Source organism: Gluconobacter sp. Gdi, from assembly GCF_014132155.1.
Classification (GTDB): domain Bacteria; phylum Pseudomonadota; class Alphaproteobacteria; order Acetobacterales; family Acetobacteraceae; genus Gluconobacter.
In genome coordinates, this window is record NZ_BLJQ01000002.1 from 13,888 (window position 1) to 26,711 (window position 12,824).

12 protein-coding genes and 1 tRNA gene are annotated in these 12,824 nt (G+C 55.3%); 6 read left to right on the forward strand and 7 right to left on the reverse strand.

Annotated elements, in window-relative coordinates; all coding sequences use genetic code 11:
* Positions 1-35 precede the first annotated feature (35 nt).
* Genes JN414_RS03945 through rfaD form a run of 4 tightly spaced genes read right to left on the reverse strand, consistent with a single transcriptional unit; the run spans position 36 to position 4,056 of the window.
* Positions 36-1,436 (reverse strand): amidohydrolase family protein, encoded by a 1,401-nt coding sequence (locus JN414_RS03945; protein ID WP_202206818.1) that lies wholly within the window; start codon positions 1,434-1,436, stop codon positions 36-38.
* Between the two features lie 55 nt (positions 1,437-1,491).
* Positions 1,492-2,265, reverse strand: coding sequence for a peptidoglycan editing factor PgeF (pgeF, locus tag JN414_RS03950; RefSeq protein ID WP_202206819.1), 774 nt, complete (start codon positions 2,263-2,265; stop codon positions 1,492-1,494).
* Positions 2,258-3,064 (reverse strand): prolipoprotein diacylglyceryl transferase, encoded by an 807-nt coding sequence (gene lgt, locus JN414_RS03955; RefSeq protein WP_099211185.1) that lies wholly within the window; start codon positions 3,062-3,064, stop codon positions 2,258-2,260. The genes pgeF and lgt overlap by 8 nt, the downstream gene beginning before the upstream one ends.
* A gap of 11 nt (positions 3,065-3,075) precedes the next feature.
* Positions 3,076-4,056 (reverse strand): ADP-glyceromanno-heptose 6-epimerase, encoded by a 981-nt coding sequence (rfaD, locus tag JN414_RS03960; RefSeq protein ID WP_202206820.1) that lies wholly within the window; start codon positions 4,054-4,056, stop codon positions 3,076-3,078.
* A gap of 82 nt (positions 4,057-4,138) precedes the next feature.
* Between rfaD and JN414_RS03965 the strand changes: the two genes are divergently transcribed.
* The 5 genes from JN414_RS03965 (at position 4,139) to JN414_RS03985 (ending at position 6,875) form a co-directional block, all read left to right on the forward strand.
* A complete protein-coding gene (locus tag JN414_RS03965; RefSeq protein ID WP_202206821.1) occupies positions 4,139-4,429 on the forward strand; it encodes an accessory factor UbiK family protein in 291 nt (96 codons plus the stop codon).
* Between the two features lie 201 nt (positions 4,430-4,630).
* A complete protein-coding gene (locus JN414_RS03970) occupies positions 4,631-5,137 on the forward strand; it encodes a YbjN domain-containing protein (protein WP_086634776.1) in 507 nt (168 codons plus the stop codon).
* Positions 5,134-5,961, forward strand: a complete 828-nt coding sequence (gene proC / locus JN414_RS03975) for a pyrroline-5-carboxylate reductase (RefSeq protein ID WP_202206822.1) — start codon at positions 5,134-5,136, stop codon at positions 5,959-5,961. The genes JN414_RS03970 and proC overlap by 4 nt, the downstream gene beginning before the upstream one ends.
* A gap of 80 nt (positions 5,962-6,041) precedes the next feature.
* Positions 6,042-6,731 carry a TetR family transcriptional regulator gene (locus tag JN414_RS03980; RefSeq protein WP_202206823.1) on the forward strand — a complete coding sequence of 230 codons (690 nt, stop codon included), beginning with the start codon at positions 6,042-6,044 and terminating at the stop codon, positions 6,729-6,731.
* A gap of 69 nt (positions 6,732-6,800) precedes the next feature.
* Positions 6,801-6,875, forward strand: a tRNA-Gln gene (locus JN414_RS03985).
* Positions 6,876-6,881: 6 nt separating this feature from the next.
* On the opposite strand, the gene JN414_RS03990 is transcribed toward JN414_RS03985, so the two are convergent.
* Positions 6,882-7,151, reverse strand: a complete 270-nt coding sequence (locus JN414_RS03990) for an HU family DNA-binding protein (protein ID WP_202206824.1) — start codon at positions 7,149-7,151, stop codon at positions 6,882-6,884.
* 162 nt (positions 7,152-7,313) lie between these two features.
* Between JN414_RS03990 and JN414_RS03995 the strand changes: the two genes are divergently transcribed.
* A complete protein-coding gene (locus JN414_RS03995; protein WP_202206825.1) occupies positions 7,314-8,213 on the forward strand; it encodes a rhamnan synthesis F family protein in 900 nt (299 codons plus the stop codon).
* Here JN414_RS03995 and JN414_RS04000 read toward each other — a convergent pair.
* Positions 8,199-10,973 carry a glycosyltransferase gene (locus JN414_RS04000; RefSeq protein ID WP_202206826.1) on the reverse strand — a complete coding sequence of 925 codons (2,775 nt, stop codon included), beginning with the start codon at positions 10,971-10,973 and terminating at the stop codon, positions 8,199-8,201. The two genes, JN414_RS03995 and JN414_RS04000, sit on opposite strands and share 15 nt — an antisense overlap.
* Before the next feature lie 108 nt (positions 10,974-11,081).
* Entirely contained in the window at positions 11,082-12,437 is a 1,356-nt protein-coding gene (locus tag JN414_RS04005) for a calcium-binding protein (RefSeq protein ID WP_202206827.1), read from the reverse strand.
* Positions 12,438-12,824: the final 387 nt, after the last annotated feature.

Genomic DNA, 12,824 nt, shown 5'->3' on the forward strand with positions numbered 1-12,824 from the left:
ACAAAAAGAGCCGGGGATTACTCCCCGGCTCTTTTTTAATGCTGAACAGAGGCCGCAACCCGCCGATCAGCTTCCTGCCGAACATGCGCAAAATCCTGCTTCAGCGGCTTTCCATGCTCAACCAGCAGCACGCCCCCCACATACACCTGCTCCAGATTTTCCTGAGCCGCCGCAAAAACCAGCGTGGCATACGGGTCAAACACATACCCAAGATTGGTCGGATCAATCACAAGAAAATCCGCAAATTTCCCAGCTTCCAGGCTTCCAAGCCGATCCCCGACTTCCAGAACATCCGCACTCCCTCGCGTGTGCAGGCGCACCACATCATACGGGCTCATGATCGCGGCACTCTGATACTTGTCCCGGATGGCATAAAGCCCGGTCCGCATGTTCTCAAACGGGTCTGCCAGATCCGCACTGGCTTCCCCATCCTCTCCCATACCAACCCGCAAACCAGCTTTCAGATAGGCCGGAATATCCGCCGTCCCTGACGCCAGACGACCATTTGAAAGCGGATTCCAGACCATGGACGCCCCAGCCTTTACGGATCGGGCAATAATCTCAGGCGTCGTATGGATGAAATGCCCGAAAATCAGATGCGGCCCGAGAATGCCTTCATCCTCAAACCAGCGGAACCGGGCCTGCTGAGCTGAAACGTTCTCAGGTGGCTCCAGATAATGACTCTGGTTGGACAGATGATACTCCCGCATCAACGCGCCTTCGATCTTCGCAACGTCTCCGGTGTCGTGAAATCCCGTCCCACCATTGATCATCACGGACAGGAACGTGGATCCCACATGCTGCCCGGCGGACCACGCCAGAAAATCGTTCACATGTTGTCTGGCTTTAGCAAGCGACACATCGCCCTTACTCGGCAATGGCTCCAGACCATGCACGAACCGAATTCCAGAAGCCGTCTCTGCCTGGAACTGCAACCGGTCCGTCGCCTCGACAACAGCAGGGTTCGCCCCACCGTAATTGAAATTATAAGCCGCAGTCACACCATGCGCGAGATGGTCGAGCGCCCCATCCAGCGTGAACCAGTAGATATCTTCAGGCCGCGCAACGCTCGCTTTTCCGGAATACAAAGCCTCAATCCAGCCCATCAACGTCTGATCCGCCGCAAGGCCACGATACGCGGCCTGCCAGAGGTGGCTATGAGCGGAAATGAACCCTGGCATGACCCAATGTCCATGCAGATCCACATCCTGATCCGCTTGAAGATCCTTTGGAGGAGCACCGGAGCCGATTTGATCGATCACGCCATCTGAACGGACAGAAAAATACCCTTTAAAAGGCGCTTTCTGCCCATCGGCCATTGAAAAGATCAGGGCGTTACGAACCAGAAGATGAGAGGGTTTGGCGTAGGCGACGCCCCCGGCACAGGCAGCCACCAGCATGGAACAGAGAATCTGAGCAGGACGAAGCATTTTCATACCGGAACGATAACAGTCCCAGCGATCCGCACAAGCGCTGCGGCACTCTGCAATACTATGATGAAACGCGAGGCCGGATTGCTGAGATCTGGTGACCAATATGGCCACCGCCTGCGAGTGTCCGTCGGCGGTGGCTGAAGAACCTCTGGTCCGTCAATGTATCCACACCCAGTACTTCAACCTGCTGAACACCAGCAGCTTTCAGCCGCGCCGAGCAGTATTCTGGCAAATCGAACATGAAATGCCCTGCCCGCTCTGCCACACGGAAAAACAGGCCTGCGTTCCCGTCCTGAGCCAAAACGGCATCCCGCATATCCGGGCCAACTTCATAACTCTCAGGCCCAATGCAGGGGCCGACTACTGTCCGGATATTCTTGGCGCCCAGAGCTTTCATTTGCGTCACAGCAGATTCGAGAACGCCACCTACTGCTCCACGCCATCCGGCATGCGCGGCTCCCACAATCTGTCCATCCTCCGAAGCGAGAAGAACAGGACCGCAGTCTGCCGTAATCACTCCAACCCCGACGTCAGGGCGATCCGTCACCAGCGCATCGCCATCCTGCCCACGCCCCATAGCCCAGAGAACCGTCTCCCGGGTCACTGGAACCGTAATGTCACTATGCGTTTGCTTCAGACCCAGAAGCTTTTCTGGCTCAACCCCGATCTGCCGCGCAACACGCGCACGGTTTTCGCTCACGTTCGCCAGATCATCAGGAGACGACAGAGAGCAGTTCAGGCTGTCATAAGGTTTCGGGGACACGCCGCCGAGGCGCGTAAAAAAGCCATGTGGCACGCCAAGACCATTACTTCTGAGAATAGCCTCAGACATGTGCGCTCTCCTGCGCCGGACGACGAAGGGCATACGTCATCAGACCCAGCCCAGCGAGCGCCATCGGAATACACAGGATTTGCCCCATCGTGACCCCACCAGCCAGAAAGCCAATATTCGCATCCGGCTCCCGAAAAAACTCACAAAAGCTCCGCGCGCAGGCATATCCAAAGAGGAATAACCCTGACAGAAATCCGAAATGTGCCCGCAATCTTGGACGGGTTGCCGCGAACAGCATGACGCACAACAGGAGAACGCCTTCCGTCAACGCCTCATAAAGCTCGGAAGGATGCCGTGCCACGGGCCCACCTGTGGGGAATACCATGGCCCACGGCAGATCAGGCGATGCTGGACGCCCCCACAGTTCCCCGTTCACAAAGTTGGCGCAACGACCTAGCGCCAGCCCAATCGGAACCACCGGCACGATCCGGTCCGCAAAAGCCAGAAAACTCAGACGGTTTTTCCAAGAGAAGAACGCCAGAGCCAGAATGACGCCCAAAGCCCCACCATGAAACGACATTCCGCCGTCCCACGTCTTGATGATGTCCACTGGATGCGCGAGATAATCCAGAGGTCGGTAGAACAACACGTACCCAAGACGACCACCCAGCAGAACACCCAAAATAGCGTAAAACAGGAAATCATCGACCTGTTCACTGGTCGCTACTTCCGGTGCCAGCCTGTTCAATCGTCTCGCAATTGGCAACGCAATGATGAACGAGACCATATACGCCAAGGCATACCAGCGCACCGGCAGCGGGCCGACATGAAACGCAACGGGGTCAAACCCAGGGAACATCAAGGGCTGGCTCAAAGGTTTGACTCCGCTTGGGAAAGATAATCACGCACATACTGCCGTATTCCGTCTTCAAGCGACGTAAACGGCGCATCATATCCTGCCTGACGCAAACGGCTCATGTCCGCACAGGTGAAAGACTGATACTGCCCGCGAAGCTTCTCAGGCATCTCAACGAATTCCACGTCCCGCGCCCGATGCGCAGCGTCACAGACTGCATGCGCCAGATCCAGATAGCTCCGCGCCACACCGGCTCCGCAGTTGAAAAGACCACTGACATCCGGATGGTCGAAAAGCCATAGCATGACATTCACAACATCCCCGACCCAGATGAAGTCACGCTTCTGCTGGCCATCGGCCATTCCTGGAACGTCAGATTTGAACAGTCGTGCCGCAGCACCTCGCTGAAGATCATCATACTTGACCTTCACGACGGAGATCATGGACCCTTTGTGATACTCATTCGGGCCATAAACATTGAAAAATTTCAGTCCAGCCCACTGCGGTGGGGCCGGATGCCCAGCTTCCAGCTCACGCTTTACCCACAGATCAAAAACCTGCTTTGACCATCCATAAAGGTTCAACGGTCTGAGATGATCAATCGCATCCAGCCCGTCACGGAACATCTCAGGCTGGTCTGCGGCGCCATATGTCGCCGCAGACGAAGCGTAAATCATCCGGACATCGTTCTGGGCGCACCAACGCCAGAGAAACTGCGACAACGCCACATTAGTCGACCAGACAAGGTCTCCGTCTCGTGCAGTCGTTGCGCTGATCGCGCCCATATGAAAGACCGCTTCGATCTTTGGCGCTGTCTCGAGGAAACTCGGGAGCGCCTCAGGCGTGATGATCTGATCCGGCGCATGAGACGCGAGGTTGCGCCATTTTACGCCCTCACGAAGCCGGTCCACAACAACCGTCCGCAGCCCGCGCTGACGCAGGGCGGCATGAAGGCACGATCCAATGAATCCGGCTCCGCCGGTGACGATAATCATCCTTCCTGTATAGTCTGCCCCCGAAAACGATCCAAGCGACGCGCCACACACGACACGCCGCCTCTCTGCAGGAGTTTCTCCCATGTCTGACAGACCCCGCTTCTTCGACGACCTCGCAGGCCTTGCCGGCAATGCTTTTTCGGCTGTCACCGGTGCCCGCGAAGAACTACACTCCATCATCCGCACCCGCGTTGACGAAGTCCTGACCTCCCTTGAACTGGTTCGTCGTGATGAGTTCGATGCCGTTCAGGAAATGGCGACGCGCGCGCGCATGGCACAGGACGAAGCAGAAGCCCGCCTTGCTGCCATCGAATCGCGCCTGACAGCACTCGAAGACCTCGCAACTGAAGAAAAGGGTGGCCCTCAGGGCTAAAACGGTCGCTTTCGCTGCGATCCTGATGCAACACATCTTCGTACGAACTGCTTGAAGCTGTGCGTGATACTTGCACACTTCACCAAGGCCACATAACGTGATCAACGTCAGGAGAGGTCATTCCCCTCCTGGCCGCAGACATCTGGAGCGCCGCACCGGTGCATGACCGGTTCCGGCCTCCACGGCCTTGGGAGATCCGACATGCCTGCCCTGAGCACCTCACTCACCACAGAAACAGAATCCCATCCGCTTGACCTCATGGAACAGGTCATGGGCCTCTACGAATGGGAATTCGAGCGCCTTGGCCAGTCCGAAATGGCGGCTCAGGCCCCAGGTCAATGGTGTGACTACTCTCTCTATTTCACCTGGTCAGACGAGCTTTCAGCCCTGCATCTGAACTGCACGCTGGATCTACGGTCCCCCACAGCACGTCGATCGGACGTGCATGAACTGGTCTCCCTCGCCAACAACAAGCTGTGGGTTGGTCATTTCATTATTGATCCGGAAACCGGTGTTCCCTCCTTTCGCCATACGCTCCTGATGCGTGGTGTCTCAACCCCTCCAGGTGAAAGCATGGAAGACCTGATCGATATCGCAATGTCAGAATGTGAGCGCTTTTACCCCGCCTTCCAGTTCACTCTCTGGGGCGGAAAATCTCCTCAGGATGCACTGGACGCTGCCATGCTTGATTGTGTCGGAGACGCATGACCTTGCCATCAACACCTTCAATTCTGCTGGTTGGTTGTGGAAAACTGGGAGGCGCGCTTCTCGACGGGTGGCTCGCCTCTCCCACACCTCCCCATATCATTGTCGTTGATCGACACAGATCCAGTTCGGACGATACCTTTTCAGTCGTTCGAGCCGCGTCTGACATTCCATCGACCTTTACGCCGGATATTATCGTCCTGGCCGTAAAACCTGCGGCAGCGGAAGAAGCAATCAGTGCCTTAGGGGAGTCCTTGGGCTCTCGCATGAAGAAGGCTGCACTGCTTTCCGTCATGGCCGGCAGAACCTGTGCCGCCCTGTCAGATGCGACATCTAAAAGCGGCGCCACTCTCCCCATTCTTCGCGCCATGCCGAACACCCCTTCAGCGATCGGCGCAGGTATCAGCGGCTTCTATGCGTCTCCTCAGGCGACAGAAGAACAGACAAGCCTCTGCCACGAACTTCTATTCGCTGTTGGCGATGTTGTCCGCGTCGATAGTGAGGAAGACCTTTTAGCAGTAACAGCCGTCTCCGGCTCAGGTCCTGCGTATGTGTTTCTTCTTGCTGAACTGCTCGAAAAAGCTGGAGAAGCACACGGCCTTTCCCAAACGACAGCACGCCGTCTGGCACGCGGAACAATCTACGGTGCAGGCCGGATGCTGGATGACATGCCTGACGACGCGGCCGATCTGCGCAAAGCTGTCACCAGCCCGAACGGAACAACCGCTGCTGCCCTGAATGTTCTCATGGCTCCAGACGCATGGCCGTCAAATATTTCAAAAGCCATTGACGCGGCCACAAAACGGGCCGACGAACTCGCCGGTTGATCGTTTCTCTCTGGTGGGAACTTGCTGACACTGGCAAACGCTCCCACCATTAAGAAACAAGATTTCTACAGGAGACCGGCATGGAAGAGCGGCAGGACCCATTTGATACCGATGAGCTGGCATCAGACAGCACACCGGAACTGGACAGGGAAGCCTTCGATATTGCTCTCCTCCAGTCTGCCTTGAGTTTGGCTGGCTCAGACGGCTGGCACCGGTTTTCTCTAGTTGATGCCGCGCGCGAGGCAGGTCTGCCTGTCGATGCTGTGCGCTCACGCTATCCGGTCAAAGCACTGCTGCTGCTGCGCCTGGGACGGCTCGCCGATGAAAGCGCACTCCGCGACGAAGGAAATGGCGGCACACTTCGCGAATATCTTTTCGACCTGATGATGCGCCGATTCGATATTTTCGAAGAATATCGCACAGGCGTCAGGGCTGTCCTGCACGCCGTTCCCTATGACCCCGCTCTGGCAGCCCTGCTCGCCGGAGCAACTGTGGATTCCATGCGCTGGCTTGCTGACGCAGCAGGCATGGACTGTTCCGGTCTTGGCGGCATCTGGCGCATTAACGCCCTGACCGCCGTCTGGGGACACGCGCTCCGGGCCTGGGAAAAAGACGAAAGCCAGGATCTCGGAAGTACAATGGCGGCCTTGGATCAGGCCCTCAACCGAGCCGAGCGTCTGGGTATCCTGAAGGCATCAGCCCGTCGCAAAATGGACGAAGCCATGCGCACTACAGGGCTGCCAGATCACGAACTGGAACTTGAATTCTGATATTGGGCTTTACGAGACGCATTGGTTCGGATTAAAAGCCGATCCATCGCGTTCGTAAACGCGATCTACTGGGGCGTAGCCAAGCGGTAAGGCAGCGGATTTTGATTCCGCCATGCGGAGGTTCGAATCCTCCCGCCCCAGCCAAACTTTCTATAAATTCTGCTTCAATCCCGGGCTTGCCTTGAATCGGACCGTTCGCCCGGCAGGAACCTCAACAGGCTCTCCTGTCCGTGGGTTTATGGCATGACGTGCTTTTGTTTCGCACACAGTGAATGTCCCGAAAGAAGAGATAGTAAATCCCCCTTCGCGCTTTAGTTCATCAATAATAGCATCTACAAGATCGCTGGCCGCACGCTGTGCAGCGACACCTGTACAGTCGATAGAGTCCTGAAGAACGGCTGCGAGAAATGCCTTACTCATGGGCGCATGCTTCTCCTCTTTTGCGGACCTATCTCAGGATGTATCTTCAACACCTGAACATTCATCATCTTTTACAGCATTCCTCAGTATTTCTTACAATACAATCGGGCAACGATGATATAATCGCGCAAACAGCGTTAGCGTTCCATCGTCAGGGATTTCATGTCGCGTTCTATCTGCCTTTTCGCCTATCACGACCCATCAGCAACACTGGCTCCACACACCAGACACCTCCTGAGCCAGATTGCAGGATGCGGGTTCGAACTTCATGTCGCAGTCTCCGGACTGGATCCAAATGACACAGCGAGAATGACAGCCCTCGAAAACAGCTTTGCCTCCGGTCCGATCCCGATCAGGGCTAACCTGTACGCCAGAAAGAATTCTGGTCTTGATTTTGGAGCCTGGCAGGATCTGCTCAATAACCACTGCGACGCGGGAGCGAGTGAAATCCTCTTCGCGAATGACAGCGTGTTCGGGCCCATGACGCCTTTACGGCCCATTATGGAAAACATGCGGGCCACCCGCTCCCCTATCTGGGGCATGGTACGATCAGAAGCTATTACAGCTCATCTTCAGTCCTGGTTTCTCGTCATGACACGCGATGTTCTCGATCATCCCGCCATCAGGCGCGTGTTCCAGCAGCCATTCAACAGTATGAGCAAGCCGGAAATCGTCTTGCATGGTGAACTCGGTCTCGGCTTGGCCATGCAGGCCGCCAAACTGGATATCGCAGCTTCATGGAGCAGCACACGGGGGCTGGCACGCCTTTTATCCTTGAACCCAATGCATACAGATTGGCGCACTGTGCTCCACTCAGGGCAAGCACCGTTCATCAAGACAGAGCTTCTGCGAGATAACCCAAGCGGTGTCGCGTCAGTCCATCTGTGGCGAAGCGAAATTCCTGACAAAACCTTTTTTGACCCAGACTGGATCGCACTCTATCTGGCCAATAATCCACCGCGCGTTCAGCACAAGAAGGCCGGTTTCCGGGCACGACTGGTGCAGGCCCTTGCCAGTGAAGACAGACTGCGTGCCTTACCAGCTCTTTTAATGGGTCACTAACTTGGTTTTACGCTTGGCCACGCGCTCCAGAAAGCCTAGCACCTCTTCTGTCTGCGCCTCATACGTTGCCAGATCGCCCTTGAATGGATTGACATATCCGTCAAACTTTTCGGCCTGATTGAGCAAGGCTTCAACAGCCGCCGCGAGTGTTTCAGGACGCCCATCAAGAGGAAGATGCGTCCCGTTGATCCCGTCCACAACATCCTCTGACTGTCCCCCTGGAGCAGTCGTCACAACCCAGACGTCGCGCGCCAGAGCTTCACGAACAGTCAGGCCATAACTCTCTTTCCATTGGGAAGGAAACAGAAGAACATCAATCTGATCATAGAAGTCATCGAGTCCAGCCTGCGTGAAGGCAGGTACAATTTTTAGATCCCCTTTTACTGACCAGTCTTCAGCATGAATGGACCTGAAACCAAGATTGATCTTGTTATCAACCAGAACCAGCTCCCAGTCAGATCGCTCAAGAGACTCCATACATTTTTTAAGCTGTGGATATCCCTTTACTGCCTCAGTTCCGCCAACGAATCCGAAGCGTAGCCGCGAGCCCGGAATTCTCTGGCGACGAGAGCGTTCAGGCCACCGAAAGCCATTCCTGTTCACAACGATCCGCTCCGGCTCGACGCCATTAGCAAGATAGAGCTGACGATGCGCCTCAGACGGACTTATCAACAACGCCGCCTCAGCCAACGCCTGATGCATGATCGTCACGCGATCCCGTAAGTGTCGGGCATGAGGTTGGCACATCTGGCAAACCTGCTGGTCAATACGGGTCTGGAAGCAGTAATGCCCATCTTCCCGGACCATGAACTGCCGGTCGCATAGCCACCACGCATCATGCAGTGTCAGAACATACGGAACCCCGCGCTCCTGACAGACCCGCAACATTGCAGTACCCAGCCCCTGAGCCGCATGCACATGCACGACATCTGGCTGATAAGCGTCTAACCAATCGGCAAACACCTCAGCCATCTGCGGATTGTCGAGAGCTCCTATGAGGTCCGTTCCCTCCGGAATCACCGCGGATAACACATCCGTACCGTTGATGACGTAGCGAATACTTCCTGACAGATTTTCGTCCAGCCGTGGACGAGACGTCATGACTCCCACTTCAACACCACGCTGCGTGAGCCTTTCTGCCAACTCCTCTGCAACGATCGTCGCCCCTCCGAATGAGCGTGGAGCGTAATAGACATTTGCCATAAGGACGCGCAAAGCGTGCCGATCCGGCATCACAGGCATACCGAAAACAGCCTGCCCCTGCGTAACCGCCATCGCATCGGGCGCGTACCGTTCCATCACATCCTGCAGGGCCTGAGCCGCAAGGCGCCGACGCAGCGGTATATCTCGGGCCAAGGTCAAAAAACTCTGTTTCCAGTCATCATCGGTGACGGCCAGCAGACCATTCTCGCCATGCCGCATCACAGAGAGAAAAGCACTCCGGGGGGAGCAAACCGAAGCAACCTGGACGACTGCCGCCTCCAGAAATTTGATATTGCTTTTGCAGTCGTTGAAGAGCGTCGGTTCCAGAGGTGCAATGGCAATATCCGTTCGGGAAAGCACGCCCAGATAGTCGCGATAGGACAACTCAATGAGCCGCTCTACACGGTCTCCAAACTTATCAAAGTCACCCGAAAGCTTGAGTTGACCAATGACCCGCAGACATAACCGCGGCTCATCTTCCATCGCAGCAATCAGCCCAGCCTGAGCCTGCCGAAAATCTTCATCGTGCGTATTGGTTCCTGATCCATAAGAAACCCACACACGCTCTATATCCGTACCTTCATGGGTAGGAAGAGACGCCGCGATCTCAATCGTCTCATGATCAAGAGCATTTTCCAGCACTGAAACGTCTGTAAGGCCTGCGTCCAACATGGCTTGCGCCAATGCCGGGGTCGAAGCGATGCCACGGCCACACGCAAGCATACAGCGCCGGAATAAGGTAACACCCGACATGAGCAGATCCTGCTCTGCCTGCGGCAAACTGCTGATGTTCCCATTCTGAAGATACTCTTCAGCATCGAAAATAAGATCATCCACTTCCCACCACGGCTCAAGACGCAGGCGGTGGGCCTCGGCGACCAGCTTCATGACAGTCTCGAAGCCAGGAACCCTGTAAAAAATAACCCGCGTACAAAGCTGTAACCCAGACATCGCAACACCAATGTCCCGCCAGTCTACAACCTGAACAGACCATCCAAGGCGTTCCAGCAGATCCCGCTTTTGCCACACACGATACTTCGCACACTGCCGCAAAGAAACTTCTGCAATAATCAGAACTTTCGGGGCCAGTGCGGTCGCCGTTTTATCGAGTGGATCACTGTAAACGGAAAGCCCCGACACAGCTTCATCTGGAGAGGCCTTCTTGGCAGAGGTAAGAGAATCAGAAACTTTCCGCCCGTTCTTTCTGCCGGAACGAGGCAAAACCTGACGTACCAGAGCATTCCCTAAAGCACTGGCGCCCCCTTTGCCCCAAAGTTCGAGAACGCGGTCAGGCAGGTCTTTAAGAGACCTGCCAGAAGGCAGACGACCTAGCGTCAACCCTCTTATGAGCCTCAGTGGAGCAGTAACCCGCCATGAGAGGGAGCTCTGAACAAGAGCCATCTGCTCCCGGAGGTGCGTGTTCTCAATTTGCAGTCCCTCAGCCCTCATTCCGTTCAGACGTGCAGAACTGCGGTAACTCTCAAGTAGGACCCGCCGCGAATCTTCTTCGGCTGCCTCTGGAAGGAGTGTCACGTTGGAACCGGGATGCACTGTCATCAAAGAAAAGGCCAAAGTCTGGAAACGAAGAGGTACAAACAAAAAGAGCTGGGTTCTTACGAACCCAGCTCCCTTCATGAATGCTGGCGAACCAACAGACAGGGTAGATCAGCTCAGATTGAAGTTCGAAGCCTTCAGATCCGTAACGCCAACAAACGTGATGTTGGAGCCATCGGACAGAGCAATGGTCGTATTGCCACCGGCAACAGTTGCATTGGACAGAACGTTCTCAAGCCCACCGTTGTTCTGAAGACCGTACTGGTACAGAGCCATCAGGTTACCTGCTGCGCTGCCAAAGTCACTGATGGTGTAGTTGCCACCAGCGGATCCCTTGTTCAGAGCAAACAGGTTAGCAGAGCCGGAACCACCCTCAAGGGTAGCATTGCCCGTTCCACCAACCAGCGTATCAGCACCGGTTCCGCCAATGACGGTCGTGTTGCCGGTACCTGCGAAAGCCTGCAGAACACCGTGAGAAGACGCAGCAGAGATTGCTTCGTCGCCCTCGTTGCCCACGAACAGGCTGTAGCCGGACGTGCCATCGAACTGAGCGTTCAGGCCGGATGCACCGAACATGGTGGCATTGCCAGCCGTGATGGTGGTGTTACCCGTACCGTTCAGGAAGGACAGGGAGCCACCGACACTGATGCTGTTGCCAGTACCCCGAACCTGCTGGAAGTCACCTGCAGCAGAAATCGTATCGTTCAGGCCACCAGCAACCGTTGCGGTCGTTCCAGTCGCGAAGTACGTGCTGGAGCTGCCACCCGTGATAAAGCCGTTGCTGCCAACCGTTACGTTGTTGTCGTACGTCGTGTCATAGACCGTGGCATTGTTGCCAAGAGTTACGACCGAGCTGCCACCCAGAAGGGTAACAGTGTCCGTACCAGCAGAGCCATCAATCGTGTCCTGGCCTTCAGAACGAACAGCGTTCGTACCTGCACCCAGGGTAATCAGGTTATTGCCTGTTCCGCCACCGATGGTGTTGTTACCATCTGTCCCGGAAATCGTGTCGTTGCCCGACCCTGTAGCAATGTTCCAGTTACCGGTCTTGCCCGTCCCCGTGAACGTGTTGTCACCAACACCACCGATGAACGTGCCGTTCTGGTTTCCAGCCTGAACCGAAACGCCAACCCAGCTACCTGTCAGCAGGCTGATGTTCGAAGCGGTATCATTGGAAAGGTCAATTGAAACAGCGCCATTCAGTGTATCTGTAGCGCCGTATGAACCGGCGGCGATGTAAGCTACATCCCCGTCGATGCTATAGCTGCCGCCCTGAGTAATAACGCCCTGAGAAACGCTTGCGTCGCTCAGGCTGCTGTTACTGCCTGGAACCAGATCATAACTCGTCAGACCGCTAACACCAGCGATAGCAGACAAATATTGACTGGCCAGAGCGTGGGCCTGCGCACCGTCGACCGTGACCGCAAGGATCCGGCCGGAGGCGCCAACCACGGTAGTGATTGCCATTACCATGCACTCCTAAAAAAAGGTTGCCTCGCACTGGCGGCCCTCAGACCACCCAAATGATCGAGTGACGAGTCTTGCATATACCAAAGCCTATTTACCAAAAGCAATAAGGATTTGACGTATCTGTGCAAGACCTACCCGAGCATCGGAGCAATATAGAGACCCACTCACAGTGCAATTCCCTACTGTGATTTGAAAGACACAGAAAGGCTGGGGCAGGAATGCCCCATCACAGAAGGGAGCATTTTACGAATGGTTGCAATGACGGGATAAACTTTACAGCACGCAATCAATAAAAAATTAAAATACTTCATAAAAAACAAACAGAAATAGGGATTGTGTCTCTACAATGCCTTAAGATGTTTTCACACCATACCTTTACGAATC